The 26,504-nt window shown below is 65.7% G+C and carries 22 protein-coding genes and 1 tRNA gene; 4 read left to right on the forward strand and 19 right to left on the reverse strand.

Translation table 11 applies throughout. The features are described from left to right. The first annotated feature begins 81 nt into the window (after nucleotides 1-81). Together ACE3OU_RS11555 and ccoG are read left to right on the forward strand one after the other, a co-directional pair. The gene (locus tag ACE3OU_RS11555) at nucleotides 82-1,494 is read left to right on the forward strand and encodes a PLP-dependent aminotransferase family protein (protein ID WP_374241715.1); all 1,413 of its coding nucleotides are present in this window, start codon (nucleotides 82-84) and stop codon (nucleotides 1,492-1,494) included. A gap of 137 nt (nucleotides 1,495-1,631) precedes the next feature. Further along, nucleotides 1,632-3,023, forward strand: coding sequence for a cytochrome c oxidase accessory protein CcoG (gene ccoG, locus ACE3OU_RS11560; protein WP_374241716.1), 1,392 nt, complete (start codon nucleotides 1,632-1,634; stop codon nucleotides 3,021-3,023). 87 nt (nucleotides 3,024-3,110) lie between these two features. Here ccoG and ACE3OU_RS11565 read toward each other — a convergent pair whose 3' ends face one another. The 7 genes from ACE3OU_RS11565 to orn all read right to left on the reverse strand — a co-directional run bounded on the left by ACE3OU_RS11565 (nucleotide 3,111) and on the right by orn (nucleotide 13,191). Further along, complete coding sequence (locus tag ACE3OU_RS11565) at nucleotides 3,111-5,966, reverse strand: BPTD_3080 family restriction endonuclease (protein ID WP_374241717.1); 2,856 nt, start codon at nucleotides 5,964-5,966, stop codon at nucleotides 3,111-3,113. Between the two features lie 14 nt (nucleotides 5,967-5,980). Further along, nucleotides 5,981-6,568: a hypothetical protein gene (locus tag ACE3OU_RS11570; protein ID WP_374241718.1), complete on the reverse strand. Its 588-nt coding sequence runs from the start codon at nucleotides 6,566-6,568 to the stop codon at nucleotides 5,981-5,983. Further along, a complete protein-coding gene (locus tag ACE3OU_RS11575) occupies nucleotides 6,565-7,995 on the reverse strand; it encodes an AAA family ATPase (protein WP_374241719.1) in 1,431 nt (476 codons plus the stop codon). Before ACE3OU_RS11575 ends, ACE3OU_RS11570 begins: the two co-directional genes overlap by 4 nt. 8 nt (nucleotides 7,996-8,003) lie before the next feature. Then, nucleotides 8,004-11,384: a site-specific DNA-methyltransferase gene (locus ACE3OU_RS11580; protein ID WP_374241720.1), complete on the reverse strand. Its 3,381-nt coding sequence runs from the start codon at nucleotides 11,382-11,384 to the stop codon at nucleotides 8,004-8,006. A 468-nt stretch (nucleotides 11,385-11,852) separates the two neighbouring features. Then, nucleotides 11,853-12,341 (reverse strand): hypothetical protein, encoded by a 489-nt coding sequence (locus tag ACE3OU_RS11585; RefSeq protein ID WP_374241721.1) that lies wholly within the window; start codon nucleotides 12,339-12,341, stop codon nucleotides 11,853-11,855. A 145-nt stretch (nucleotides 12,342-12,486) separates the two neighbouring features. Next, nucleotides 12,487-12,630 carry a hypothetical protein gene (locus ACE3OU_RS11590; protein WP_374241722.1) on the reverse strand — a complete coding sequence of 48 codons (144 nt, stop codon included), beginning with the start codon at nucleotides 12,628-12,630 and terminating at the stop codon, nucleotides 12,487-12,489. 15 nt (nucleotides 12,631-12,645) lie between these two features. Beyond that, nucleotides 12,646-13,191 carry an oligoribonuclease gene (gene orn, locus ACE3OU_RS11595; protein WP_374241723.1) on the reverse strand — a complete coding sequence of 182 codons (546 nt, stop codon included), beginning with the start codon at nucleotides 13,189-13,191 and terminating at the stop codon, nucleotides 12,646-12,648. Between the two features lie 134 nt (nucleotides 13,192-13,325). Between orn and ACE3OU_RS11600 the strand changes: the two genes are divergently transcribed. Then, a complete protein-coding gene (locus tag ACE3OU_RS11600; RefSeq protein WP_374241724.1) occupies nucleotides 13,326-14,579 on the forward strand; it encodes a M48 family metallopeptidase in 1,254 nt (417 codons plus the stop codon). Continuing rightward, the gene (gene rsgA / locus ACE3OU_RS11605) at nucleotides 14,576-15,469 is read left to right on the forward strand and encodes a ribosome small subunit-dependent GTPase A (protein WP_374241725.1); all 894 of its coding nucleotides are present in this window, start codon (nucleotides 14,576-14,578) and stop codon (nucleotides 15,467-15,469) included. The genes ACE3OU_RS11600 and rsgA overlap by 4 nt, the downstream gene beginning before the upstream one ends. Before the next feature lie 122 nt (nucleotides 15,470-15,591). On the opposite strand, the gene ACE3OU_RS11610 is transcribed toward rsgA, so the two are convergent. The 12 genes from ACE3OU_RS11610 to ACE3OU_RS11665 form a co-directional block, all read right to left on the reverse strand. Further along, nucleotides 15,592-15,969, reverse strand: a complete 378-nt coding sequence (locus ACE3OU_RS11610) for a MerR family transcriptional regulator (protein ID WP_374241726.1) — start codon at nucleotides 15,967-15,969, stop codon at nucleotides 15,592-15,594. Beyond that, nucleotides 15,956-16,261: an integration host factor subunit alpha gene (locus tag ACE3OU_RS11615; protein WP_374241727.1), complete on the reverse strand. Its 306-nt coding sequence runs from the start codon at nucleotides 16,259-16,261 to the stop codon at nucleotides 15,956-15,958. The genes ACE3OU_RS11610 and ACE3OU_RS11615 overlap by 14 nt, the downstream gene beginning before the upstream one ends. Nucleotides 16,262-16,267: 6 nt before the next feature. Next, nucleotides 16,268-18,646, reverse strand: a complete 2,379-nt coding sequence (pheT, locus tag ACE3OU_RS11620) for a phenylalanine--tRNA ligase subunit beta (protein ID WP_374241728.1) — start codon at nucleotides 18,644-18,646, stop codon at nucleotides 16,268-16,270. A gap of 3 nt (nucleotides 18,647-18,649) precedes the next feature. Then, nucleotides 18,650-19,681: a phenylalanine--tRNA ligase subunit alpha gene (gene pheS, locus ACE3OU_RS11625; RefSeq protein WP_374241729.1), complete on the reverse strand. Its 1,032-nt coding sequence runs from the start codon at nucleotides 19,679-19,681 to the stop codon at nucleotides 18,650-18,652. A 73-nt stretch (nucleotides 19,682-19,754) separates the two neighbouring features. Further along, nucleotides 19,755-20,114, reverse strand: a complete 360-nt coding sequence (rplT, locus tag ACE3OU_RS11630; RefSeq protein WP_141349527.1) for a 50S ribosomal protein L20 — start codon at nucleotides 20,112-20,114, stop codon at nucleotides 19,755-19,757. A gap of 14 nt (nucleotides 20,115-20,128) precedes the next feature. Continuing rightward, nucleotides 20,129-20,326, reverse strand: a complete 198-nt coding sequence (gene rpmI / locus ACE3OU_RS11635) for a 50S ribosomal protein L35 (protein ID WP_374241730.1) — start codon at nucleotides 20,324-20,326, stop codon at nucleotides 20,129-20,131. A 175-nt stretch (nucleotides 20,327-20,501) separates the two neighbouring features. Continuing rightward, nucleotides 20,502-21,023 carry a translation initiation factor IF-3 gene (infC, locus tag ACE3OU_RS11640; RefSeq protein WP_374241752.1) on the reverse strand — a complete coding sequence of 174 codons (522 nt, stop codon included), beginning with the start codon at nucleotides 21,021-21,023 and terminating at the stop codon, nucleotides 20,502-20,504. A 27-nt stretch (nucleotides 21,024-21,050) separates the two neighbouring features. Then, on the reverse strand, nucleotides 21,051-22,967 hold the full coding sequence (gene thrS, locus ACE3OU_RS11645; RefSeq protein ID WP_374241731.1) for a threonine--tRNA ligase: 1,917 nt from the start codon (nucleotides 22,965-22,967) through the stop codon (nucleotides 21,051-21,053). A gap of 148 nt (nucleotides 22,968-23,115) precedes the next feature. Next, nucleotides 23,116-23,192, reverse strand: a tRNA-Val gene (locus ACE3OU_RS11650). Between the two features lie 52 nt (nucleotides 23,193-23,244). Continuing rightward, nucleotides 23,245-24,051 carry a 3'-5' exonuclease gene (locus tag ACE3OU_RS11655; protein WP_374241732.1) on the reverse strand — a complete coding sequence of 269 codons (807 nt, stop codon included), beginning with the start codon at nucleotides 24,049-24,051 and terminating at the stop codon, nucleotides 23,245-23,247. A gap of 8 nt (nucleotides 24,052-24,059) precedes the next feature. After that, nucleotides 24,060-24,950, reverse strand: a complete 891-nt coding sequence (cysM, locus tag ACE3OU_RS11660; protein WP_374241733.1) for a cysteine synthase CysM — start codon at nucleotides 24,948-24,950, stop codon at nucleotides 24,060-24,062. 143 nt (nucleotides 24,951-25,093) lie between these two features. Next, entirely contained in the window at nucleotides 25,094-26,416 is a 1,323-nt protein-coding gene (locus tag ACE3OU_RS11665; protein ID WP_374241734.1) for a UDP-glucose/GDP-mannose dehydrogenase family protein, read from the reverse strand. Between the last annotated feature and the right edge of the window lie 88 nt (nucleotides 26,417-26,504).

Raw genomic sequence — 26,504 nt, forward strand, 5'->3', positions numbered from 1 at the left:
AGACGGGGGATGCCGGGAAATCGAGGCAAGCCGGGCGGACGCCCGCGCGCCGCTGCGGGTTTCCCCTGTTAACATCCCGCCATGAGCCGCTACCAGGAACTCGCCGAACACACCGCCAGGCTGATTGCGGATGGCCTCCTCCGCCCGGGCGAGCGGCTGCCCTCGGTGCGCCAGGCCTGCCGCATCCACGCCATCAGCCCGGTCACGGTGACCCAGGCCTACTACCTGCTGGAGAGCCGCGGGCTGATCGAAGCCCGCCCCCGCTCCGGCTACTTCGTGCGCGCCCGCCTCGACCCGCGCCTGCCCGAGCCGGAGATGAGCCACCCCGCCGGCGGTTCGACGCAGCTGCAGGTGAGCGACTTCATCTTCCAGATCCTCGACAGCGTGCGCGACCCGTCGGTGGTGCCGCTGGGCTCCAGCTTCCCCAGCCCCTATCTGTATCCGCTCGACAAGCTCGGGCGCTTTCTGGCCGGCGCGGCGCGGCGCTTCAACCCCCTGGCCACCGTCACCGACCTGCCGCCGGGCAACGAGGCACTGCGGCGGCAGCTGGCCCTGCGCTACCTAGCCCAGGGGGCAAGCGTCTCGCCGCAGGAGATCGTCATCACCTCCGGCGCGATGGAGGGGCTCAACCTGTGCCTGCAGGCCGTCACCCAGCCCGGCGACCTGATCGCCATCGAGTCGCCCACCTTCTACGCCGGCCTGCAGGCGAGTGAGCGGCTGGGCCTCAAGGTCATCGAAATCCCCAGCCACCCCCGCCACGGCGTCAGCCTGCCGGCGCTGGAAGAGGCGCTGCGGCGGCACCCGATCAAGGCCTGCCTGCTGATGCTCAACTTTGCCAACCCCACCGGCAGCCGCCTGTCGGACGACGACAAGCGGGCGCTGCTGGCGCTGCTGCGTCGCCACGACGTGCCGCTGATCGAGGACGACGTGTATGCCGAGCTGTACTTTGGCCAGCAGGCACCGCTGTGCAGCAAGGCCGAGGACAAGACCGGGCTGGTGATGCACGTCTCCTCGTTCTCCAAGTGCCTGGCGCCGGGCTACCGGGTCGGCTGGGTGGCCGCCGGGCGCTACGCCGGCCGCATCCAGCGCCAGAAGCTGTCCTTCAGCCTCGCCACGACCATCCCGGTGCAGATCGCGCTGGCCGACTACCTCCGCCAGGGCGGCTTCGAGAATCACCTGCGGCGCCTGCGCCAGACCCTCGTGCAGCAGGAGGCGGAGCTGGCACGGGCCGTCGAGCGGCACTTCCCGCCCGGCACCCGGCTGGCGCGCCCCCAGGGCGGCTACTTCACGTGGCTGGAGCTCCCGGCCCGGGTCGACACCCTGCGCCTGCATCAGGAGGCGCTGGCGCGCGGCATCAGCATCGCCCCGGGGCCGATCTTTTCGGCCACGCGGGCGTTCCGCCACCACCTGCGCCTCAACTTCGGCCACCCCGACCCGAAGCGCCTGGAAGCGGCGATGGCCACCCTGGGGGCGCTGATCGCCGGGCAGCTGTGATGGCCGGCAGCCGGCCATCTGTTCCTATTACAAACCACAAAATCTGAATCTGTTTTCGTTTGCGGCCGGGTGGTTTACTCCGCTCCCATGTTTGCCGGGGCCTTCGCCCCCGGCACCGTGACCGGAAGGAAACCGCAATGGGCAAACCCGTGAGCAAGGTGCGTGAAGCCAAGCTGGAGCTGTATCGAAAGAAGGGCAAGATCCACGCCAAGGCCAGCGCGGGCCGCTTCACCACCCTGCGCTGGGCCATGGTCTGGCTCACCCAGCTGATCTTCTTCGGCACCTGCTGGCTGAGCTGGGACACCGGCGGCGTTGCGCGGCAGGCGGTGCTGCTCGACATCGCCCACGAGAAGCTCTACCTCTTCGGCCTGGTCCTGTGGCCCCAGGACGCCCTGTTGATGGCCTTCGTGCTGATCCTGGCGGCCACCGCCCTGTTCTTCGTGACCGCCCTCGCCGGGCGCCTGTTCTGCGGCTTCGCCTGCCCCCAGACGGTGTACACCTCCATCTTCACCTGGATCGAGGCCAAGGTGGAGGGCGACCACCTCGACCGCCTCAAGCTCGACCAAGCCCCCCTGGGGCCCCGCAAGCTGGCCCTCAAGGCCACCAAGCACGGCCTGTGGCTGCTGTTCTCGGCGTGGACGGGGATCACCTTCGTCGGCTACTTCACCCCCATCCGCGAGCTGCTGGCCACCCTGCCGAGCTGGAGCGTCGGCCCCTGGGAGGCCTTCTGGCTGATCTTCTACGGCGCCTTCACTTATGTTCAGGCGGGCCTGGCGCGGGAGGCCGTGTGCCAGCACATGTGCCCCTACTCCCGCTTCCAGGGCGTGATGTTCGACCCCACCACCCGCAACGTGGCCTACGACGCGCGGCGCGGCGAACCCCGCAGCGCCGGGCGCCCGTCCGGCAGCGGCGGGGACTGCATCGACTGCGGCATCTGCGTGCAGGTGTGCCCCACCGGCATCGACATCCGCGACGGCCTGCAATACCAGTGCATCAACTGCGGGGTGTGCATCGACGCCTGCGACCAGGTGATGGCCAAGGTCGGCAAGCCGACCGGGCTGATCCGCTTCATGTCGGAAACCGAGGTCGCCGGCGACACCCCGCCCGGGGGCCTGTGGCAGCGCCCCCGGGTGGCGGCCTACGCCAGCCTGCTGCTGGTGTTCGCCGGCCTGTGCGCCTGGACCCTCGCCGACCGCTCGCTGCTGCGGGTGGATGTGCTGCGCGACCGGGGCGCCCTGCACCGGGAGACCGCCGACGGCACCATCGAGAACGCCTACACGCTCAAGCTGATGAACCTCGACGAGACGCCGCGCCGCTTCCGCGTGGAGGTGAGCGGCCTGCCCGGCCTGGGGATCGTTGGCGAACGGGAGTTCGACGTAGCCGGCGGCAGCATCCGCCCCGTGCTCCTCACCGTCGCCCTGCCCGCCGACAGCACCGCCCGGGGCATCCAGCCGATCCGCTTCCACATCGCGGCCCTGCACGACCCGGCAACCGCGGTGGAGGAGAAGAGCAGCTTCGTGCTGCCGTAACCCCGGCCTGGCCCGGGAGAGCACAGGGCTCGAGCGCTGATTTCAGAGACACCAACCGCTATGTCGGGCCCGACATCCGTCAGACTCCTACCCGGGCAACAGAACACCCTCACCGATCGGCCCCGAGGGGGCCGCATCGCGGCCGTGATGCGCGAGGACATCGTCAACCTTCGAAGGCTCGGCCTTCACCACATCCCAGCACCACGTCCCGAAGCCCCCGCGCGCATTCACCGCCCGCACCCAGGCATCGAGCGCCATGCGCTTGACGCGGTTCTGGTCGGAGTCCTCCCCCTTGATCTCGAGGACCAGGCGCTTGCCGTTGGCCAGTTCGATCAGGAAATCCGGAATGAAGCGGCGACGGCTGCCGCGCCACAGGTAATAGATCTGGAAGCCCAGGTGATCGTTCTTGGCATAAGCCGCCACCGCGGCGCACTGCTCGAGCCGATTGACCGTATAGGCCTCCCAGGTACTGTCAACCACTGCATGGCTGATCTGTGACTTGGCCGTATCGACACAAGGCTTGGTGGTGTACCAAGTGCGCATGTTGCAGGTCGAGCCGATCGGGAACTCGTTATCGAACACCGGCTCCAGCCGCTCGGCGTTCACCTGCTGCAGGTGATCGACCACATGCTGCACGATCACGTCGATCGACAGCGCAAACAGGATGCGCTTGCGCAGCGGCTCCTGATGGAAGAGGGACGGAATGTCGAGCCGATCCGACAGAAAGAACCCTTCCACCAGCCGCACCAGTTGCTGAACGAGATATTCCGGACCGCCGGTGAAACCATGCTTCATCCCCGCAAAGGCCTTGCGCGCGGCGACGAAGAGCAGCCGCTGCAGCCGGAAGTCTTCCGGCAACTTCTCCAGGTCAATGGACACCGCCTTGCTGAGCTCCGCGGCGCCCCCCAGCGCCGGCGCCAGATCCGCGCTCACATGGATCTTGGCCGGGTCGAGCTTGAGCACCGGCACCTTCGACCAATCGGCCTTCAACTCCGAGCGCACCACCACATCGACGCGCAGCACATTCGGCCAGCTGATTTCCAGTTCGCTGCGATCCTTGATCGCCTCGATCTGCGTGCTGTTTCGGGGCGGCGGTGGAGGCGGCCCACCGTCGTCCCCGCCCTCGAACACCGACAGCGGCACACCGAACACGTTCACGTACTCAGCCTTGAACAGCATCCGCTCCCTGCCGTCCGGGCAGACCACTGGCTCGGTGTCGTAGGAGACGCGGCGCAAGCCCCGCCCGATCACCTGCTCGCACAACAGCTGGCTGGTGAACGCCCGCAGCCCCATGATGTGAGTCACGTTCTTGGCATCCCAGCCCTCGGACAGCATCGCCACCGAAATCACATTCTGCAGGTCCTGCCCGGCCGTGCCCCGCTTGCCGACATTGTCGATGATCGCCCGCAGCAGCTCCTCCTTCTTGAGCGCCAGCAGCTCGGCCTTGCGCGTCGGCAGGATGTTCGCCGCCTCGACGATCGCCTGCAGCACCGCCTCGTAGGCCTTGTCGCTGGCCGCCGTCTCGCCAAGCTCGGCCTTGTCGAGCACCCGGGAATCCACGCGCAGGGTGTGCGCCGGCGCATGGAGCTCCGGCCAGTGGGCATCCCCCGAGCGGAAATAATGCTCGATCCGCGCCGCCGTCTCCGTGCGATTGCACACCGTCAGCATCACCGGCGGTGAGGTGTGATTGTTGGCCCGCCACGCCGTCAAGGTCTCGCGCCAGTCCGCCCCCAGCAAGGTATAGGCTTCCTGCACGATCTGCGGCAACGGCTGCTCGGGGGCCGCGCCCCGGGCGTTCAGATCGTCGGCCACCTCCGGCTCGCGGTACAGGTGATAGAGCTTGCTCCGGTAGGTCTGCGCGTTCGGCAGCGCGTTGTCGCGGATCACCACCCGCGGCGTCTTCACCAACCCGGCCTCGATCGCGTCGTACAGGCCAAAATCCGACACCACCCACTCGAACAAGGCCGCCTCGGTGCTGGTCTTGCCGGTCGGCGCGAAGGGCGTCGCCGACAGGTCGAAACAGCGGCTGATGCGCCGCATCCGGTGGATACGGTCCAGCCCCTCCACCCAGCGCGTCGCCTCTTCCAGGTCGATGCCGAGCGCCTCCGTGTCCCGCTTGCTCACCTTGCTCTCGGCGGGCTTGCGGTAGGCGTGGTGGGCCTCGTCGTTGATGACGATGATGTCCTTGCAGGTCGCGAGCCTGCCCAGCACGCGGCGCACATAAGCCTCGTCGCTCTCCGCCCCCTTCTTCACCACCGAGCGGTCCTGCTCCTTCAGCGGCATCAGGTTGTGCCAGTTCTCGATCAGGATCTCGACCTGGTTCAGCTTCTGCCGCAGGCCCTCGTTGGGGCACAAGGCAAAGGCATCGTAGTAGTTGTCGGGGTGCCCGGGCCGCAGCACCTGCAGCCGCTCCTTCACCGTGAGGCCCGGCGCCACGACGAACACCGCCCGCGAAAAGTCCCGCGTGCGCTTCGGATAAGTCAGCGCGTTCAGCACCTGCCAGGTGATGATCATCGCCATCACCGTCGTCTTGCCGCTACCGGTCGCCATCTTGCTGCACAGGCGCTCCCACGCGCCGCCATCGCCCGGCACGGCGATCCCCTGCTTGTAGTCGGGGGGTGCCTCGACATGCCAGATCAAGGTCTCGATGGCTTCGAGCTGGCAGAAGTAGAAGGCGTACTGCCGGCTGATCTCGCCGTCCTGCCAGTGCCCCAGCAACTGCCGTGTCACCGACGTCACGCCGGGATAGCCCGCCGCCCGCCACGCATCGACCCGCTCCCGGATACGGTTGACTTGGTCCAGCTCGACGCTGCGGATCGTGTTGTTGCGGGTATCGAAAATCTCGTAGCCCGCCGGCCGACGCCCCTCGATGAGTTCCAGCTTGCTGTCGCTCTTGCGGCGCCAGTGGTGGGTCGGCGGCTCGAAGGGCGAGCTGATGATCAATGATTTGGGAGAGGTCACAAGCAGACACCTGCTGCCGATGGAGCCAAAGCGTTGATCAGATCAGAGAGGTTCAACTTCGGGTGGTTCTTGAGCACAAACATCGGCTCTCCGCAGCGACCGCTCTCGGCGCTGGGAAGGACAGGCATCGAACGTCGTGAAGTGATGCCTTTCCGCACCTGCCTGCGCGGCTTCAGGCTGACGACGCTACAAAAACGGCAGTCATTACGCCAATGACCGTGCATCCTGATCAAGTTGAAAATCCACTGAAGCCAATGCCGCCCCGCTTCGATCTGCTTCATCGCGTCCCCTTTGTCGGCTTCTTTCGTCTTCATCTCGATCGCCACGACGATACAATCGCCATCAAAATCTGCAACAACGATTGCATCGCAGGTCGAACGAACGCCCACTAATGGGGTATTGGGCCTCATGAACGGAAAGCGATCCCGCCCCTTCTGATCGAGAGAAAACGCAAAAGAACGCCCGCCTCCGACTCGGAGCAGATTATTTTCCGAATTCGGTTCAACAACCAGCCAGTCGCTGCCGCGTCGCTCCAGCTTCCATTCCGCCGCGATCAGCTGCTCGAAAACCTGAACTAGGCTCATTCGTCGCCCCCCACCTTCGGAGCGCCCTCTTCGTCGATATCGCGATACGCATAAAATATCTCATCGCTGGTTTCATTGAGAGAATGAATGACCTCATCGAAGGTCGTGGCAACGATCCCTTCTTCAGGATTCACCTCCATCAGATTGAGCTCGCGTTGATCAAAAAGATACGCGCCGATCTTGTCCGGAGACAGCCGTTCATCTTGCGAGAACCCCCCCAGACGCATCAAGCGCGCATGCTCCGGGTGAGGACGGCTCAGCATGATCATCGAGTTGATTTCGCGGACAAGATAATCGCTGTGTGTACTCGCCACCACATTCAAACCAGCATTGACGAGGCGAACAATCAGGCGGGCAATCTGACGCTGATTGCTTGGGTGAAGATTGAGCTCCGGCTCATCGATCATCAGGACATCGCCTGGCTGAGCCTGATGCTCCAGGTAGAACCACAGCCCAAACAAGCTCTTGACGGTCGAGGAGGTCAAATGCAGCTCCATCGTCGGCATCTCACCGCCATTACCGCGGCTTTTCTTGTAGGGCGTAAAGTTGATGTTTCCTTCCGCATCGACGTCATAGCGACCACCGATCAATTGGCGCTTAAGGTCCTCCGCCAAAGCATGAAAGGGGCCGTTCTTGTTCTTTCGGCGAGTCGGCAGCTCGTTGAGCCAATCAATGTAGTGTGCGATCGGCTCTGCATAGCGGGAACGCAGGACATCCCGCAGCAAATTTGCCAGGTCGATCTTTTCTTTGGCTGCATGATGCAGCAACGCCGTGCGCTGATTACGCAGCTCCCTGAAGAACAGGTGCAGGCCGTTACGCTCGGCAGGCATCAGAAACGCAGGGCGACGCTCCATGCTGCCAATCAGATGAGATATGAGCAGTTCGACCAGCAGTTGCTCCAAATCAGGAAAACCCGACTCCAGCAACGTAAGCTTGATCGTCGGATCGGCAGCAGGCTTATCAACCCGCAAATACTCCTTATCTTCACTACCCAGCGCCAGGCGATATTTGAGGCTCCGCTCAACGGCACTGCTGATCAGTGCCTCACGCTCGCAAATCCAGTCAAATTGACTGCGCGCGAATAGCGTGGCTTCGGCACGAAAAATCTCGGGCAGCCGGCGTTTCATTCCTCGATGACATTCATCGAGGAGCTTGTCCGCATAGGCACTCAACCACACGCCGAGATCGAGCGTCGCCGTACCTTCGCGCTCCAGCTGCTCACACACCGCATCCAGTCCAAGCGCCGTCGTACGAGATTGGGCCGACTGCATCGTTGGCTGGTTGAGGAAACCATAGAGTGCATACATCGCCCAGGTTTTGCCGGTGTTGTTAGGTCCGCACAACAGGGTCAGCGGCTTCAGCGCAAAATGCCCCTCCTCGATGCAACCCAGATTTTTGATCGAAAACTGTAGCTGTGTATAAGGCATATGCTCCCTCACGAAACAATGGGCAAACTCAAGACCTTCAACGACTCGATCCCCCGGTCATCGACGATCTTCACCGCGACCTTGCGATGGTCGCCGGCCTCGAAGGGCAGGCTGAGCGTACCGTGAAACTGGTGCAGGCGGGCTTCGTCGAGTTCGGCGCGGATATTCTTCTTCAGCTTGTCCCAGCCCTCGCCCTTGCCGGCCATCGGGAAGAACACCTGGCGCGGGAAGAGGCTGCGCTCGTCGTAGTCGGTATCCAGCGCCCACATCGCGATCTTGCTCTTGCCTCCCGACACCAGCTCGCCGCGGGCGGTGTCGAAGTAGTCGAAGCCATGCACCTCCACCTCGAAGCGCCCGTCCCCCAGCCGGCGCAGCTCCACGTCCGGCTGGCCCATCAGCCAGAAGCTCTGGTTGCTGGCGCGGGCCTTCTTCAGGTCTTCGGTGAGCAGGTCGGTGTTCATCTGCGCCTTCAGCGCGGTTATGCCCTTCAGCGCGTCGATGTCCTTGGCCGCCTCCGGGTCGAAGGTGAAGGCGCAGAACACGATCATCTTGGGCAGCGGGAACAGGTTGCCCGCCTCGTTGAGGGCGTTGGCCACCTGACGTTGCTCCAGCGCCGCGTGCTCGGGGCCGAAGCTCACCACCACCCGCTCGCCGCTGTCCAGGTGGCCGACCGCGTGCAGGTTGGCCATGTCGGCGTCGAAGGGCAGCGCCTCCAGATCGGCGAACTTCAGCATCTGGCCGCCCTTGCCGCGGATGCCGGTCTTCAAGAGTTCGTCGCGCCACTGGTGCTGGCGGCCCGACTCGCCGGTGCGGGCGATGCTGGCGTCGGCCTCCTGCGGCCCGCTCGCCTCGTCCAGCGACTTGACGCTCGGGAAGGGCACCGCCTCGACGGTGAAGGGGCCGGTGATGCGCAGCTTGTTCTTCGCCACCGCCGGCTGGTCGTAGAGTACCTCCTGGTCGGCGTGGGCAGCAATCGAGGCGTCCATCTGGCGCTGCATCGCCTGGCGCGCGGCGTGGAAGGCGTCGAAGGCCTGTTCGACCCCGGTGGGTTCGCGCTGCTGGCCCGGCAGCGCCCGCTCGTCCCATGCCCGCACGTCCTCAGGCAACCACGCTTCCGGCAGCTCGAAGGGCACCTCCCACTCCAGCAGCCCCTGCCCCGCGTGGAAATCCAGCTGCGTGCCCTTGCGGCCACCCTCGGTCACGGTGAACCAGGAAATCCCGAAGTCCCGGGCGGCATCCCGGAGCAAGGTGTTGAGCTGCGCCAACGCGGCCTCGACAGCCGGGTGCATCCGCTCATGGATCGCGTCGATGTCCGGGTTGTTGGCGATCGACTTCAGCGTGACGTGGGGCACCGTCTTGTAGATGAAGCCACCCTTCAGGCCCTCGTGGGGGTATTTCAGCTCGAAGTAGTCGAAGCTGGCGGTCATCAGGCGCTGCTTGGCCAGCGTCACCGCGACGCGGGAGGTGTCGCAGGTGATCCAGCGGCGGCCCCACTTCTCGGCGACGAAGGCGGTGGTGCCGGACCCGCAGGTCGGGTCGAGCACCAGATCGCCGGGGTCGGTGGTCATGAGGAGGCAACGCTCAATCGCGCGAACGGCCGTCTGAACGACATAAACTTTACTGTCAGCAAAACCGCTCTGGCGTGTGTCATCCCAAATATCGTTTCCCGGCTTGAACGGGAAGTCATCGAGATATCGGAGAAACCCTAGTGTGTTGCCTTGAGCGGTCAATCTTCCGGCTTTATTAAGTCGCTTGAGTCCACGCTCGTCGGTGCTAAAAGTTCTTGTACCGGGAGTGAAGGTCTTTCCCGCGTAGTCGAACGCCTGCAAGTCGTTAGGTGTAGGTGGTCTGGCACTCGTGATTGGATTGGGCCGAAAAATTCTAGCCCCTGTGGGCAACGGAACTGAACCGTCAATCTCGTGGTTTGTTAGGCCACGGTGCCGACCATCTGGCAACTGGACGAATCGGAGGTTGTAATCATCTTGTGGGCCTCGCGGTTCATATGCAGGATGAAATTTCACACGCTTCACATCTTTCGCGTACCAGATTAGAAAATCGCAGGTGGCATCAAGCTGATCGCTTGCTTTCCCGGTCGTTTTCCTAAAAACGATCTGAGAGCAAAAGTTATTTTTTCCGAAAATTTCGTCCAGCAAGTTTCGGACTAGGTGAGCGTTTTCGTCCGAGATCTGCACGAACACGCTGCCCGACTCATGCAGCAGCTCCCGCGCCAGCAGCAGCCGGTCGCGCAGGTAGGTGAGGTAGGAGTGGATGCCCAGCTCCCAGGTGTCCCGGAAGGCCTTGATCATCTCGGGTTCCTGGGTCAAATCCTCATCCTTTCCATCCTTGACCGCACACTTACCGACGAAGGGCTGAAAGTTGCTGCCGTACTTGATGCCGTAGGGCGGGTCGATGTAGATCATCTGCACCCCGCCGGCCAGGCTCTCCTTGTGCAGCAGGCTGTTCATCACCAACAGGCTGTCGCCGGCCACCAGCCGGTTGGCCCAGCCGCGCTCGTGGCGGTAGAAGTCGATGGCGTCGCGTAGCGGCAGGTTCTCGAAGGGGGCGTCGAAGAGGCCGGGCTGGATGGCTTTCGCCGCGCCCTTGGCTTTACCCTCACCCTTCATCGCCTTGCGCACCGCCGACAGGATGCTGGCCGGGTCGATGCGCTCGTGCACGTGGAGGCTGACGGTGTCGACCTCGAAGCTGGTGCGCTCGGCTTTGCCGGCCCAGGCGAGGTAGGGGGACTGCAGGCGCCTGAGCTCTTCGAGGGCTTCGCGCATGCGCTCGACCTCGCCCGAGGCCAGGGCGTCGTCGATCAGCTGCTCGATGGCGGCGCGCTGGGGGTCGAACTGCAGGGCGGGGTCGAGGTGGGGGTCGAAGGCCCAGCGGGTCTTGCCGGCCTCGGGGTCGGTGGCCGGGGTGACCATGCCCACCTCGGGGTTGTTCTTGCGCTTGTCGGCGTGGCGGTAGGAGATGATCTGCGCCGCTTCACCGGCGGCGGCGCGCGGCTGGGGTTCGACGGGGCGGGCGGCGGGCGGCTTCTTGCTCGGGGGCGCCTTGGCCGGGGCCGGCTCGGGGCGCGGCTGCATCTGCAGCGCAAAGCCGTCGGCCGCGTCGGCGAGGTCGGCGGGAGCCTCGACCGGCGGCTCCGCCACGGCGCCGACCGGCGCCCGCCGCACCGAGCCGCCGCGGCCCTGCCCCTTCACCAGCACGCCCTCGGCGATCAGGGCGGCGTGGGCCTGCCAGTAGTCGTCGTCGCCGAACGCCAGCCCCTCGGCCTGCAGCAGGCCCTCGATGGCGCGGCGCAGCGCGGTGTTGCCGATCGCCGCGCCGTCGGCGGGGACGCTGGAAAGCATCGCGCGCCTGACGCGCTCATGCAGGCTGGACATGGAATACACTCCCTGATCTTCTTGTTGTGGATGGCCGGCGGCCGCCGGGGCCTGATTATCGCCTCCGGGCCCTGCATCTGTCATGGGGGATGGGCCCAGCCCGGGCGGCGGCGGGCTTGAGCTGGCGAGTTAGCCCCGGAGGCCAACTATTTAGGTTCGGAGGCGAACTAGTTTGCCTCCGAAGGCAAGCAGTAAGGTTCAGAGGGCAACTATTTACCCTCGGAGGGTAACTGGCCAGGTTCAGAAGGCAACCATTTACCCTCGACGGGTAAATAGTGAGGTTCGGAGGCTAACGATTTAGCCTTGGCGGGTAACAAGTTGGGTTCGGAGGCCAACCATTTACCCTGGTGAGGATAAATAGTTGGGCTCGGAGAGTAACTGCCTTCCCCCCACGGGGGGATCAACGCGGCCGCCAGGGTGGGCCGGACTGGCGAGCCGCCACCCCGGCGGGGATGGCGGGAGGCAGGCTCAGGCGGGGTCGCCGGTGCCAGTGCCGTTGCTAGGCTTGCGGCGGCGCCCCTGGTTGCCGAAGCGGGGGTTCGCCTGGGCCTTGAGCTCGTCGAGCATCGCCCCCTTGCCGCCGGCGCGGGCAAAGCGGTAGCCCTCCAGGGCGGCCTTGTAGAGATCGCTGCCGAGGGCCATCTCGGTGTCTTCGGCGAGGGTGACCAGCATACGCAGGCGGGACAGGATGGGGCGCACCTGGTCGAGGGCCTCGCGGTCCTGGCGCACGCTGTCCATCGGGAAGTCGGCCGGCAGCGCGCCGGGGCTGCGCTCCATCACCGAGAGGGTCTCGCGGCAGAAGACTTCGCTCCGGGGGCCGAGCTTGACGAGCTCGCGGCGCTGCTCGACGGACAGCTCAATGAAGTCGTCGAGCTGCGCTTCGAGGGCCGTCAGGGCGGCGTCGATGGCCTTCAGGCGTTCGGGGGCGATGGTGATGGAGATGAGATCCTGCAGCATGGTGCGCTCCTGTTTCCAGATGAATGAACGGCCGGGCTCGGCCGGGGTTTCATACAGCATAAAAAAGGAGCAGATATTACCCGGCTCCAATCATTACGGATACGAAAAAATGCGTTTGGCACAAGCCGGCGGCACGCGCCCACCCTCAGCCGTAGATCTTGCACATCAGCGGCGAGGTAACCGGGTGGCTGAAGTAGCCCAGGGCGTAGAAGAAGGCGACGAGCAGCGCCAGGCCGATGAGCCGGCGGCGCCGGCGCTTGAGCCAGGCGCGCCAGGTGAAGGGGAGCACGCGGGGGCCTCGCGCTTACACCTTCAGGAAGTGCTCGCGGTAGTAGCGCAGCTCGGCGATGGATTCGAGGATGTCGTCGAGGGCCTTGTGGGCGCCCTTCTTCTCGAGGCCCTTGTACACATCCGGGCGCCAGCGGCGGCAGAGCTCCTTGAGGGTGGACACGTCGAGGTTGCGGTAGTGGAACCAGTCCTCGAGCTTGGGCATGTAGCGGGCCATGAAGCGGCGGTCCTGGCCGATGGAGTTGCCGCACATGGGCGAAGTGCGCGAGGGGATGTATTCGCGCATGAAGTCGAGGTAGAGGGCCTCGGCGGCGGCCTCGTCGAGGGTCGAGGCCTTGACCCGCTCGATCAGGCCGGAGCGACCGTGGGTGTTCTTGTTCCACTCGTCCATCGCGTCGAGCACGGCGTCGGGCTGGTGCACGGCGACCACCGGGCCTTCGGCGATCACGTCGAGGTTGCTGTTGGTGACGACCATCGCCATCTCGATGATGCGGTCGCTGTCGGGGTTGAGGCCGGTCATTTCCATGTCCAGCCAGATGAGGTGATTCTGGTCCTGTGCCATAATTTGGTCCGATCGATTTTCGGTGAAGGCGCGATTCTACGCCCTCTGCGCGGGCTGTTGCGGCGCAGCGCGGCGCCGCTTCGGGCATCCCCCCACGGCCCCCTCCCCGCCGTTCTCTCCTCCCGCCCTGCCCCATGACTTCCAGCCACTTCTCCACCCTGTTCCTCGTCGCCCTGGGCGTCGGCCTGCTGTGCCGGCTGGGGCTGGCCCGGCGCCAGGCCGCCCACGTGGCCGCCCACCGGGGCGCAGTGCCCGCCGCCTTCGCCGCCACGATCAGCCTCGACGCCCACCAGAAGGCCGCCGATTACACGGTGGCGCGGGTGCGGCTCGGCATGGTCGACGTCCTGCTGTCGGCGGCGCTGCTGCTGGCCCTCACGCTGGGCGGCGGGCTGCAGGCGCTGCACGACCTGTGCGCCCGCTTCGCCGAGCCGGGTGGCATCGCCCACGGGGTCGCCTTCGTCAGCGCGGTGGGCGTGGTGAGCTGGCTGGTGGAGCTGCCGCTCGGCCTCTACCGCAGCTTCGGGCTGGAGGCGCGCTTCGGCTTCAACCGCCTCACGCCGGGCCTGTTCGTGGCCGATACGGTGAAGGGCGTGGTGCTGGCGGCCGTCATCGGGCTGCCGCTGATCGCCTTCGTGCTGTGGCTGATGGAGGCGATGGGCGGGCTGTGGTGGGCCTACGTGTGGGCCTTCTGGCTAGGCTTCAACCTGCTGGTGATGCTGGTCTACCCCACCTTCATCGCGCCGCTATTCAACAAGTTCCAGCCCCTGGCCGACGGCCCCCTGAAGGCGCGCATCGAGGCCCTGCTGGCCCGCTGCGGCTTCCGCCTGTCGGGCCTCTTCGTGATGGACGGCTCGAAGCGCTCGGCCCACGGCAACGCCTACTTCACCGGCTTCGGCGCCAGCAAGCGGATCGTCTTCTTCGACACCCTGCTGGCCAAGCTGGAGCCGGCCGAGGTCGAGGCGGTGCTGGCCCACGAGCTGGGCCACTACCACCACCACCACCTGTGGAAGCGCCTGGCGGTGATCGGCGCCGGCAGCCTGGCCTTCTTCGCGCTGCTCGGCCATCTGGCCGGCCAGGCGTGGTTCTTCGAGGGGCTGGGGCTGGCCCAGCCGGGCACCGCCGCCACCCTGGTGCTGTTCGCGCTGGTGCTGCCGGTGTTCACCTTTCCGCTCACCCCGCTGATGAGCATGTGGTCGCGCCGCCACGAGTTCGAGGCCGACGCCTACGCGGCGCGCCAGGCCCCCGCCGCCGAGCTGGTCAGCGCGCTGGTCAAGCTGTACCGGGACAACGCCTCCACGCTCACGCCCGACCCGCTGTACTCCAGCATCTACGACTCCCACCCCCCCGCTGCGATCCGTATCGCGCGCCTGCAGGCCGCCGCCCGATGAAACTCGATGCAACCCTGATCGCCGCCTTCGGGCGCCAGTATGAAGCGCGCACCGCGGCGGGCGAGATCCTGCTGTGCGTGCCGCGGGGCAAGAAGAGCGTGTTCGCCTGCGGCGACCATGTGAAGGTGGCCGTCACCGGCCCCGGCCAGGGCGTCATCGAGAAGCTGGAGGAGCGCCGCAGCCTGCTGTACCGCTCGGACGCCTGGCGCCAGAAGCTGATCGCCGCCAACGCGACCCAGGTGGTACTGGTGGTGGCCACCGAGCCGAGCTTCTCGGACGAGTTCCTGTCGCGCTGCCTGTGTGCCGCCGAGAGCCAGCAGCTCAAGGTGCTGATCGTCCTCAACAAGGCCGACCTGGCCGCCGGCCTCGCGAGCAGCCGCGCCCTCCTCGCCCCCTTCGCGGCGCTGGGCTATCCGATCCTCGAGCTGTCGGCGCTGGGCGACGTGGCCCTGCTGCGCGAGCGCCTGGTGGGCGAGACGAGCCTGCTGGTGGGCCAGTCGGGGATGGGCAAATCGACGCTCACCAACGCCCTGATCCCCGAAGCGCGGGCAGAGACCCGCGAGATCTCCGAGGTACTCGACACCGGCAAGCACACCACCACCTTCGCGCGGCTCTACCCGCTGCCCGAGGGTGGCGGCATCATCGACAGCCCGGGGATGCAGACCTTCGGCCTCGCTCACCTGGACGCCGAGGCCCTGGAGGCGAGCTTCCGGGAGTTCCGGCCCTACGTGGGCCAGTGCCGCTTCCGCGACTGCCGCCACGACGCGGAGCCCGGCTGCGCGCTGCAGGCGGCGGCCGAAGCCGGCCAGATCGATCCGCGCCGCCTGCGCCAGTTTCTGATGTTCCGCCACGAGTGCGAGCAGGCCCGGCGCCAGGCCCAGGGCTGGTAAGCCCGGCTGGCGCAGTTTTCAGGGCATGCAAAGCAACACGGCGCCCCGCGGGGCGCCGTGTTTGTATGGGGCTTCACAAGCCGCCTTTCCCCCGCTGGCAGCCGGGGGCGCCGCCACGATCGTCAGCTCTGGATGAGCTGGAGGATGGACTTGATCTCGGAGCGCACGGACGAAAGCTGCTCCCGCAGGCCGATGGACTCCTCGGCGTCCTCGCGCTTGCGGGCGGCGAGTTCGTCGAGGCGGTTGCGGGCGCCGGAGATGGTGAAGCCGTCCTGGTACAGCAGCTCGCGGATGCGACGGATCAGCAGCACCTCGTGGTGCTGGTAATAGCGCCGGTTGCCGCCCCGCTTGACGGGCCGCAGCTGGGTGAATTCCTGCTCCCAGTAACGCAGCACATGGGGCTTGACGCCGCACAGCTCGCTGACTTCGCCGATCGTGAAATAACGCTTGGCGGGGATCGGCGGCAGTTCGGCCGCCACCGGGGTGTCACTCTGCAACATTGCTCAGCTGCTCCACATTGGCCTTCAGCTTCTGGCTGGCGTGGAAGGTCACCACGCGCCGGGCTGTAATCGGAATCTCTTCGCCCGTCTTGGGGTTGCGCCCGGGGCGCTGGGGCTTCTCGCGCAACTGGAAGTTGCCGAAGCCCGACAGCTTGACGCAGTCGCCGCGCTCCAGGGCCAGACGGATCTCCTCGAAGAAGCACTCCACCATGTCCTTGGCTTCACGCTTGTTGAGCCCGACCTGCTCGAACAGCATGTCGGCCAGCTCAGCCTTGGTAAGGGTCATGCCCATGGCGCATCAACCTCGCAGCTTGGCGCCGAGCTGTTCTTCGGCGTGACGGGTCAAGGCGGCCATGGCGGCATCCACTTCGGCATCTTCGAGGGTGCGCTGAGTGTCTTGCATCACCACCCGGAAAGCAAGGCTTTTCCGGGTGGGCTCGATGCCCTTGCCCTGGTATTGGTCGAACAGCTCGATGCGCTGCACGATGGCCGGCGCGACTGCCTGCAGGCCGGCGAGCAGGCCGCCCGAGGCCACCTGCTGGTCGACCACCAGGGCCAGGTCACGGGTGACCGCCGGGAAGCGCGACAGCTCGGTGTAGGCCGGGGTGACGGTTTCGAGGAGCACGTCGAGGTCGAGCTCGAAGAGCACCGGCGCGGTGCCCAGCTCGTAGCGCTGGACCCACACCGGATGCAGCTCGCCGATGACGCCGACGGCCTTGCCGTCCACCTTCACGCAGGCGGAGCGGCCCGGATGCAGGGCCGGATGGCTGGCCCGCTCGAACTCGGCGACGCGCGGGAAGAGCAGCGCCTCGAGGTCGGCCTTGACGTCGAAGAAATCGACGTTGCGATTGGCCTCGCCCCACTGCTCGGGCTTCACGGTGCCCGCCGCCAGCGCGGCAATGCGTACCGGCTGGTGGTAGCCGTCGACCGGCTGGCCGGCGGCGTCGTGGGCAAAGCAGCGGCCGATCTCGAAGACCCGCACGCGGTTGGTCTGGCGCTTGCGGTTGGTGACCACGTTGGCCACCAGGCCACCGATCAGCGAGGAGCGCATCACGCTCATCTGGCTGGCGATGGGGTTGGCGAGGCGCACCGGGTTGGTGTTGCCGGCGAAGTCCTTCTCCCAGGCCTCCTCGACGAAGGCGAAGTTGATGACTTCCTGGTACTCGCGGGCGGCCACCTGGCGGCGCAGCGACATCGCGTCGCGCTTCGCCTCGGGGCGCGGCAGCATCGTGATCGGGCCACGGGGGGCGCGGATCGGGATGTTGTCGTAGCCGTGGATGCGGGCGATCTCTTCGATCAGGTCTTCCTCGATCTCCACGTCGAAGCGGTAGGACGGCGGCGTGACGACGAAGTCGTCGCCGTCGCGGCTGACCTGCAGGTCGAGGCGCTCGAACATGCCCGCCACCGCGTCGGCGCTGAGGTCGATGCCGAGCATGCGGCGCACGCGGCTGGCGCGCAGGCGGATCGGGGCGCGGGCCGGCAGCTTGTCGGCCGCGACGGCCTCGACCACCGGGCCGGCTTCGCCGCCGCAGATGTCGAGGATCAGGCGCGTGGCGCGCTCCATGGCCTTGCCGGCCAGCGCGAAGTCGACGCCGCGCTCGAAGCGGTAGGAGGCATCCGACGAGAAGCCGTAGGCGCGAGCGCGGCCGGCAATGGCGTCGGGCGCGAAAAAGGCGCTCTCGAGGAAGAGTTCGGTGGTGTCGAGGGTGATGCCGCTCTCCTCGCCGCCCATGATGCCGGCCAGCGCCAGGGCGCGGGCTTCGTCGGCGATCAGGAGGGTGTCGGCGGCCGGCGTGATGGTCTGGCCGTTGAGGAGCAGCACCTGCTCGCCAGCCTTGGGCAGACGCACGTGGATGGCGCCGGCGAGCTTCGCGTTGTCGAAGGCGTGCAGCGGCTGGCCGAGTTCGAGCATCACGTAGTTGGTGACGTCCACGAGGGCGCTGATCGAACGGATGCCGCTGCGCAGCAGGCGCTGCTTCATCCACTCGGGGGTCGGCGCCTTGGCGTCGACGCCGCGGATGATGCGACCGCAGTAACGCGGGCAGGCTTCCGGCGCGTCGAGCACGATCGCCCGGGTGTCGCCATGGCCGGCGGCCACCGGCTCGCAGGCCGGCAGGCTGAGCGGGCTGCCGGTGAGGGCGGCCACCTCGCGGGCGATGCCGCTGAGGCTCAGGCAGTCGGCGCGGTTGGGCGTCAGCTTGATGGTGAACAGGGTGTCGTCGAGGGCCAGGTAATCGCGCAGATCGGTGCCGACCGGCGCGTCCTCGGGCAGCACCAGGAGGCCGCTGCTCTCGTCGGAGATGCCGAGTTCCTTGGCCGAGCACAGCATGCCGAAGGACTCGACGCCGCGCAGCTTGGCCGCCTTGATGCCGAAGCCGGCCAGGTCGGCGCCCACCAGCGCGCAGGGGATCTTGATGCCGGCGGCGGCGTTGGGGGCGCCGCAGACGATCTGCAGCAGCTCGCCCTGCCCCGCGTCCACCTTGCAGACGCGCAGCTTGTCGGCGTTGGGATGCTTCTCGGCTTCGACGATCTGCGCGACGACGACCTTGGAGAACACGGCGGCCACGCCGTCCTGCTCTTCCACTTCCAGCCCCGCCATGGTGAGCAGATGCCCAAGCTGGTCCGAATCGAGGCTCGGACTGACGAAACTGCGCAACCAGAGTTCTGAGAATTGCATGGCTTACCTGAATTGACCGAGGAAACGAAGATCGCCTTCGAAGAAGAGGCGCAGGTCGCCCACGCCGTAGCGCAGCATGGTGAGCCGATCCGGCCCCATGCCGAAGGCGAAGCCGGTATAGCGTTCGGGGTCGATGCCGCCGTGCCGCAGCACGTTGGGGTGCATCATTCCGCAGCCGGCGATCTCCAGCCAGCGGCCCTTGAGGGCGCCGCTCATGAAGGCCACGTCGATCTCGGCGGAGGGTTCGGTGAACGGGAAGAAGGACGGCCGGAAACGCACCTGCAGGTCGTCGCTCTCGAAGAAGTTGCGCAGGAAGTCGGCCACCACGCCCTTCAGGTCGGCGAAGCTCACCGACTCGCCGATCCACAGACCTTCGATCTGGTGGAACATCGGCGAATGGGTGGCGTCGGAGTCGACGCGATACACGCGGCCCGGCGCGATCACGCGCAGCTCGGGCATGGTGTCGCGATCCTTGTGGGCCTCGACGTGGGCCTGCATGGCGCGGATCTGGACCGGGCTGGTGTGGGTGCGCAGCAGCACCTTGTCGCCGTTTTCCAGATAGAAGGTGTCGTGCATCGAACGCGCCGGGTGGTTGGCCGGGGTGTTCAGTGCCGTGAAGTTGTAGAAATCGGTCTCGATCTCCGGGCCTTCGGCCACGTCGAAGCCGATCGAGCGGAACAACTGTTCGACCCGCTCGAGGGTGCGCACCACCGGGTGCAGGCCACCAATGCCGGCCCCACGGCCGGGCAGGGTCACATCCAGCGCCTCGGCGGCGAGCTGGGCTTCGAGGGCGGCTTGCTGCAGCGCGTCACGGCGCGCGTTGAGCTGCGCCTCGATGGCGGACTTGGCCTTGTTGATCTCGGCGCCGGCGGTCTTGCGGGCTTCGGGGTCGAGTTTGCCGAGCCCCTTCAGGAGCTCCGTCAGCGAACCACCCTTGCCGAGATAGCGGGCCTTGGCGGTTTCCAGGGCGGCACTGTCGGCCGCGGCGGCGAAGTCGACGCCGGCTTGCGCCACGAGTTGATCGAGTTGATCCATTTTTCAGTCTGTATCCCGGGTGTTCAGGACAAAAAAAAGGAGGCCAGGCCTCCTTTTTTTGTGCCGCGTAAGCTTACGCAGCGAGCTGGGCCTTGGCTTGTTCGGCGAGCGCCGCAAAAGCGGGCTTGTCGAAGACGGCCAGGTCGGCCAGCACCTTGCGGTCCACTTCGATGGAGGCCTTCTTGAGGCCGTTCATGAAGCGGCTGTAGGTCAGGCCGACTTCACGCGCGGCGGCGTTGATACGGGCGATCCACAGGGCACGGAACTGACGCTTGCGCTGACGACGGTCGCGGTAAGCGTACTGGCCGGCCTTCATGACCGCCTGCTTGGCGATCCGATATACGTTCTTGCGACGGCCGCGATAGCCCTTGGCTTGATCAAGGACCTTCTTGTGACGGGCGCGAGCGGTTACACCGCGTTTAACTCGAGGCATTGCGTTCTCCTAAATCAGGCGTAGGGCATCATGGCGCGGATGGACTTTTCGTCCGAAGCATGCACGGCAGTCATGCCGCGCAGCTGGCGCTTGCTCTTGGTCGTCTTCTTGGTCAGGATGTGGCGCTTGAACGCCTGCGAACGCTTGATGCTACCGCTAGAGCGGATCTTGAACCGCTTGGCGGCCCCGCTCTTGGTCTTCATCTTGGGCATGAAGTACTCCAGCTTATGACATGGCCCCGGGTGGCGTCCGACTTCCGGACACGCTTCAACAACCCGTCACCACTTGTTTCCGGCGGGCTATCCTGCCCGCCGTATTCCGACGCCTGGCTGCCCGCCAGACACCGGGAATCCTGTGAAACCCCGGCGGCGCGGCCGCCGGTGGGTATCAGTGCTTCTTCTTGGGCGCGATGACCATGATCATCTGGCGCCCTTCCATCTTCGGCATCTGCTCGACCTGGCCGATCTCTTCGAGGTCAGCCTTGACCCGCTCCAGCTGGCGCATGCCGAACTCCTGGTGCGCCATCTCGCGACCGCGGAAGCGGAGCGTTACCTTGGCCTTGTCACCTTCGTTCAGGAACTTGATGAGGTTGCGCAGCTTGATCTGGTAGTCGTTCTCGTCCGTGCCCGGACGCAGCTTGACTTCCTTGACCTGGATCTGCTTTTGCTTCTGCTTGGCTTCGTGGGCGCGCTTGGCTTCTTCGTACTTGTATTTGCCGAAGTCCATCAGGCGGCACACCGGCGGCTTCGCCATCGGCGCGATCTCTACGAGATCCACACCCGCTTCTTCCGCCGCTTCAAGCGCAGCACGCAAAGAGACGATGCCGATCTGCTCACCGTCCTCACCCGTCAGGCGCACTTCCGGCGCATTGATTTCGCCGTTAACGCGCAGCTTTTTATCCTGAGCTATGGTTCAAGTCTCCAAAAAAACAAAAAATCAGGCCGTGCCGGCAAACGTGGAAATTTCACGCTGCCAACGCTCGACGACCTCCTCGAGGGACATTTGACCGAGGTCTTGATTACCCCGGGCGCGCACGGCGACAACCTCTGCTGCTTTTTCCTTGTCGCCGACGACGAGAAGATAGGGCAGCTTTCGTACGCTATGTTCGCGTATTTTATAAGTAATCTTCTCGTTGCGCAAATCGGCCTCGACGCGGAAGCCCTTCGCGCGGAGCGCCTTGACGACTTCGGTCACATAATCGGCCTGGGCTTCGGAGATGTTCAGCACCACCGCCTGGACCGGCGACAGCCACAAGGGCAGCGCACCGGCGTGGTTTTCGATGAGGATGCCGATGAAACGCTCCAGCGACCCCAGGATCGCCCGGTGCAGCATCACCGGACGGCGGCGGGAGTTGTCTTCGGCCACGTACTCGGCGTCGAGACGCTCGGGCAGCACGAAGTCGAGCTGCATCGTGCCGCACTGCCAGGAGCGGCCGAGGGCGTCCTTGACGTGATATTCGATCTTCGGGCCGTAGAAAGCCCCCTCGCCGGGCAGCTCCTCCCACTGGTGCCCCGAGGCCGCCAGCGCCTCGCGCAGACCGCCTTCGGCCTTGTCCCAGACCTCGTCGCTGCCGGCGCGCTTCTCGGGGCGCAGGGACAGCTTGACCGCCACATCGGTGAAGCCGAAGTCGCGATAGACGCGGGACAGCAGCTCGTTGAAGGCGGTGACCTCGGCCACGATCTGCTCTTCGGTGCAGAAGATGTGAGCATCGTCCTGCACGAAACCGCGCACGCGCATCAGGCCGTGCAGCGCGCCGGAGGGCTCGTTGCGGTGGCAGGAGCCGAACTCGGCGAGGCGCAGCGGCAGGTCGCGATAGGAATGCAGGCCGTGGTTGTAGATCTGCACGTGGCCGGGACAGTTCATCGGCTTCACCGCATAGTCGCGCTTCTCCGACTCGGTGGTGAACATGTTGTCGCGGTAGTTGTCCCAGTGACCGGAACGCTCCCACAGCTGGCGATCCATCACCAGCGGGGTCTTGACCTCCTGGTAGCCGGCCTCGGTGAGCACGCGGCGCATGTACTGCTCGATCTGCTGCCAGAGGGTCCAGCCGTTGGGGTGCCAGAACACCATGCCCGGCGCCTCGTCCTGAAGATGGAACAGGTCGAGCTGCTTGCCGAGGCGGCGGTGGTCGCGCTTCTCGGCCTCCTCCAGCATGTGCAGATAGGCGTCCTGATCTTCCTTGCGGGCCCAGGCCGTGCCGTAGATGCGCTGCAGCATCTCGTTCTTCGAGTCGCCACGCCAGTAGGCGCCGGCAACCTTCATCAGCTTGAAGACCTTCAGCTTGCCGGTGGACGGCACGTGGGGGCCACGGCACAGATCGGTGAAATCACCCTCGCGGTACAGCGAGACATCCTCGCCCTGGGGGATGGAGGCAATGATCTCGGCCTTGTAGTGCTCACCGATGGACTTGAAGTAGGCCACCGCCTCGTCCCGCGGCAGCACGCTGCGCTCGACCGGGATGTCGCGCCTGGCGAGTTCGGCCATGCGCGCCTCGATCTTGGCCAGATCTTCGGGCGTAAACGGACGCTTGTAGGAAAAATCGTAGTAGAAGCCGTTGTCGATCACCGGCCCGATGGTCACCTGCGCCTCCGGGAACAGCTCCTTGACGGCATAGGCCAGCAGATGGGCAGTGGAGTGACGAATGACCTCGAGGCCATCGGCGTCCTTGTCGGTGACGATGGCCAGCCGGGCGTCGCTCTCGATGAGATGGGAGGTGTCGACGAGACGCCCATCGACCTTGCCGGCAAGCGCGGCACGGGCCAGACCGGCACCGATGGAGGCGGCGACCTGGGCGATTGTCACTGGCTGCTCGAAACTGCGAACAGAACCGTCGGGCAAGGTGATGTTGGGCATGATGGCTCGCGCGAAAAATTTGAGGGCAAAAAAAAAGTGCGGCCAGGCCGCACTTTTTTCTCTACCGAAAAACGCCTTGCAGCAGACCAGATTTTACTTAGTCTTCGCGCTGCAAGTTCGAAACATCCGCGTTTTCCTCTTAGGTGTTTGGTAGGCGCGATTGGACTCGAACCAACGACCCCCACCATGTCAAGGTGGTGCTCTAACCAGCTGAGCTACGCGCCTAAGAAGCCCGCATTATAGACGAGCCCTAAAAACTGTCAACAGCTTTCCAGAATTATTTTGCGGGGAGCCCGCCCTCGGGCCACGCCCCCAGAAAACGCTGCCAGTGCTCCGCCTCGAGACGGCCGATGGATTCCCGCACGAACGCAACCTCGGCGTCGTAGTGGGCCCGATCGAAGACGCCCCGCATCAGCTGGAAGCGCAGGAAGACCAGGTAGGTGTTGACCACGTCGGTCTCGCAGTAGTCGCGGATCTCGCCGATACGCCCCTCGCAGTAGCCCTTCCACACCGCCGAACCGTCCATCCCGAGCTTGCCGGGGAAGCCCATCAGCTTGGCGAGGTCGTCGAGGGGCGCATTGGCCCGCGGCTGGTAGAGGGCCAGCAGGTCCATCAGGTCGAGGTGGCGGGTGTGATAGCGCCCGATGTAGTTGTTCCACTTGAAATCGCGGGAGTCGTTGTAATCGCCATCCCCCAGATCCCAGTAGCGGGACGCCGTCACCCCATGGAGCATGCCCCGGTAGTGGAGCACCGGCAGGTCGAAGCCGCCGCCGTTCCACGACACCAGCTGGGGGGTGAACTTCTCGACGCCGTCGAAGAAGCGCTGGATCAGCTCACCTTCGTTGCAGTCGGGCTCGGAGAGCGAGAACACCTTGAAGTGCGCCGCATCCCGGAAGGCGCACGAGATCGTCACCACCCGCTGCAGGTGATGGGGCAGGAAGTCTGTGCCGTTGCTGGCCCGGCGTTGCTGGAAGGCGAACTCGGCGACCTCCTCGTCGGCGAGCTCGGCCGGCAGGCCGTGGAGGGCGCGGATGCCGGCGACGTCGGGGATGGTCTCGATGTCGAAGACGAGGGTGCTGGCCATGCGATACATCACGCCGGAAAGACGCCGGTGGACAGGTAGCGGTCGCCCCGGTCGCAGACGATGGAGACGATCACCGCGTTTTCGAGCTCGGCGGCGAGGCGCAGCGCGACGCACATCGAGCCGCCCGACGAGATCCCGGCGAAGATGCCCTCCTCCCGCGCCAGGCGGCGGGTCATCTCCTCGGCGTCGGCCTGGGAGACGTACTCGAGGCGATCGACCCGGGCCTTGTCGTAGATGCGCGGCAGATAGGCCTCGGGCCACTTGCGGATGCCGGGGATCTGGGCGCCGTCGGCCGGCTGGCAGCCGATGATCTGGATCGCCGGGTTCTTGCCCTTGAGGTAGGTGGACACGCCCATGATGGTGCCGGTGGTGCCCATGCTGCTGACAAAGTGGGTGATCGTGCCGCCGGTCTGCTCCCAGAGCTCCGGACCGGTGCCGTCGATGTGGGCCTGGGGGTTGTCCGGGTTGGCGAACTGATCGAGGATCACGCCGCGCCCTTCGTCACGCAGGCGCTCGGCCACGTCGCGGGCGAGCTCCATTCCGCCCTCCTTGGGGGTCAGCACCAGCTCGGCGCCAAAGGCGCGCATCGACTGGCGGCGCTCGATGCTCTGGTTTTCGGGCATCACGAGGATCATCCCGTAGCCGCGGATCGCCGCCGCCATCGCCAGCGCGATGCCGGTGTTGCCGCTGGTGGCCTCGATGAGGGTCTGACCGGGCTGGATGTCGCCGCGCGCCTCGGCCCGCAGGATCATCGACAGAGCCGGCCTGTCCTTCACCGAGCCGGCCGGGTTGTTGCCCTCCAGCTTGGCCAGGATGACGTTGTTGCGGCCCGCGCCGATGCGCTTGAGCCGGACCAGCGGGGTGTGGCCCACGTAGTCCTCGAGAGTCTTGAATTCCATCATGTGATCCAGGGGAGAAGGTGCGATTCGGGCCGATGATACCGAAACGGCGGACACCGGGGCGGCACGAAGCACCGGCGACGGGGATATCAACGAAAAAAGGGCTTCACGAAGAAGCCCTTTCAAGCGGCCGGCAGCCCCCGTCAGGGACGACCGATGCTGAGGTAGGTGAGCCCGGCCTTGCGCGGCAGGGCCGGATCGAAGATGTTGCGCCCGTCGAAGATGATGCCACTCTTCAGCTTGGCCTTGATCACGTCGAAGTCGGGGCTGCGGAACTCCTTCCACTCGGTCACGATGAGCAGCGCGTCGGCGTCGTCGAGGGCCTGCATCGGGCGCTCGGCGTAGCGGAGGCGCGCATCCTCGCCAAAGACGCGGCGGGCTTCGGTCATCGCCACCGGGTCGTAGGCGGTGACGGTGGCGCCGCGACGGAACAGCTCGGCGATGATCACCCGGCTGGGCGCCTCGCGCATGTCGTCGGTGTTGGGCTTGAAGGCCAGGCCCCAGACCGCGAAATGCCGGCCGGTGAGGTCTTCACCGAAGCGCTCGACGATCTTGTCCACGAGCACCAGCTTCTGGGCGTCGTTGGCGTCCTCGACCGCATTGAGGACGCGCAGGGTATGGCCGGAATCGGCGCCGGTCTTGATCAGCGCCTTCACGTCCTTGGGGAAGCAGGAGCCGCCGTAGCCGCAGCCGGCGTACAGGAAGTGATAGCCGATGCGCGGGTCGCTGCCGATGCCGTGGCGGACGAGCTCGATGTCGGCCCCCAGGGTTTCGGCCAGCAACGCCAGCTCGTTCATGAAGCTGATGCGCGTCGCCAGCATGGCGTTGGCGGCATACTTGGTGAGCTCGGCGCTACGCAGATCCATGATCAGCAGCTTCTCGTGGTTGCGCTGGAAGGGCGCGTAGAGGGCCTTCATCAGGAAGATCGCCTGGTCGTCCTCGGCGCCGACGACGATGCGGTCGGGACGCATGAAGTCGTCGACCGCGGCGCCCTCCTTGAGGAACTCGGGGTTCGAGACGACGCTGTAGGGGATGTTCTCACCACGGGCATCGAGCTCGGCGCGTACCGCTGCCTTCACCTTGTCGGCGGTGCCGACCGGCACGGTGCTCTTGTCGACGATCACCTTGTAATCGGTCATGTGACGGCCGATAGCGCGGGCCGCCGACAGCACGTACTGCAGGTCAGCGGAGCCGTCCTCGTCGGGCGGCGTGCCGACGGCGATGAACTGGATCGTGCCGAACTGGACGGCCTCCTGCACATCGGTGGTGAAGTGCAGACGGCCGGCCGCCACGTTGCGGGCGACCACCTGATCGAGCCCCGGCTCGTGGATGGGAATGCCCCCCTCCTTCAGGATCCGGATCTTTTCGGGGTCGAGGTCGAGGCACAGCACGTCATTGCCCATTTCGGCCAGGCATGCGCCAGACACCAGACCCACGTAACCGGTACCGACCACGGTGATTTTCATAGCGTTGTTCCCAAGATTAATCTAGAAATCGTGCCCGGAAGTCGGCACGCGCACGGATGTTGCCAGGCCTGCCCCCGGCGAGGCAGCG

The organism is Zoogloea sp. (assembly GCF_041908905.1).
Taxonomy (GTDB): domain Bacteria; phylum Pseudomonadota; class Gammaproteobacteria; order Burkholderiales; family Rhodocyclaceae; genus Zoogloea.

Bases quoted from the DNA above. Each gene is read 5' to 3' on its own strand.
- ACE3OU_RS11655 (WP_374241732.1), bottom strand. From the start codon at position 24,051: ATGGCCAGCACCCTCGTCTTCGACATCGAGACCATCCCCGACGTCGCC.
- orn (WP_374241723.1), bottom strand. From the start codon at position 13,191: ATGGCACAGGACCAGAATCACCTCATCTGGCTGGACATGGAAATGACC.
- ACE3OU_RS11570 (WP_374241718.1), bottom strand. From the start codon at position 6,568: ATGAGCCTAGTTCAGGTTTTCGAGCAGCTGATCGCGGCGGAATGGAAG.
- ccoG (WP_374241716.1), top strand. From the start codon at position 1,632: ATGGGCAAACCCGTGAGCAAGGTGCGTGAAGCCAAGCTGGAGCTGTAT.
- cysM (WP_374241733.1), bottom strand. From the start codon at position 24,950: ATGGAATTCAAGACTCTCGAGGACTACGTGGGCCACACCCCGCTGGTC.
- ACE3OU_RS11615 (WP_374241727.1), bottom strand. From the start codon at position 16,261: ATGGGCATGACCCTTACCAAGGCTGAGCTGGCCGACATGCTGTTCGAG.
- ACE3OU_RS11580 (WP_374241720.1), bottom strand. From the start codon at position 11,384: ATGTCCAGCCTGCATGAGCGCGTCAGGCGCGCGATGCTTTCCAGCGTC.
- rsgA (WP_374241725.1), top strand. From the start codon at position 14,576: ATGAAACTCGATGCAACCCTGATCGCCGCCTTCGGGCGCCAGTATGAA.
- ACE3OU_RS11555 (WP_374241715.1), top strand. From the start codon at position 82: ATGAGCCGCTACCAGGAACTCGCCGAACACACCGCCAGGCTGATTGCG.
- ACE3OU_RS11575 (WP_374241719.1), bottom strand. From the start codon at position 7,995: ATGCCTTATACACAGCTACAGTTTTCGATCAAAAATCTGGGTTGCATC.
- pheS (WP_374241729.1), bottom strand. From the start codon at position 19,681: ATGGATCAACTCGATCAACTCGTGGCGCAAGCCGGCGTCGACTTCGCC.
- rplT (WP_141349527.1), bottom strand. From the start codon at position 20,114: ATGCCTCGAGTTAAACGCGGTGTAACCGCTCGCGCCCGTCACAAGAAG.
- ACE3OU_RS11585 (WP_374241721.1), bottom strand. From the start codon at position 12,341: ATGCTGCAGGATCTCATCTCCATCACCATCGCCCCCGAACGCCTGAAG.
- pheT (WP_374241728.1), bottom strand. From the start codon at position 18,646: ATGCAATTCTCAGAACTCTGGTTGCGCAGTTTCGTCAGTCCGAGCCTC.
- ACE3OU_RS11600 (WP_374241724.1), top strand. From the start codon at position 13,326: ATGACTTCCAGCCACTTCTCCACCCTGTTCCTCGTCGCCCTGGGCGTC.
- rpmI (WP_374241730.1), bottom strand. From the start codon at position 20,326: ATGCCCAAGATGAAGACCAAGAGCGGGGCCGCCAAGCGGTTCAAGATC.
- ACE3OU_RS11610 (WP_374241726.1), bottom strand. From the start codon at position 15,969: ATGTTGCAGAGTGACACCCCGGTGGCGGCCGAACTGCCGCCGATCCCC.
- ACE3OU_RS11665 (WP_374241734.1), bottom strand. From the start codon at position 26,416: ATGAAAATCACCGTGGTCGGTACCGGTTACGTGGGTCTGGTGTCTGGC.
- thrS (WP_374241731.1), bottom strand. From the start codon at position 22,967: ATGCCCAACATCACCTTGCCCGACGGTTCTGTTCGCAGTTTCGAGCAG.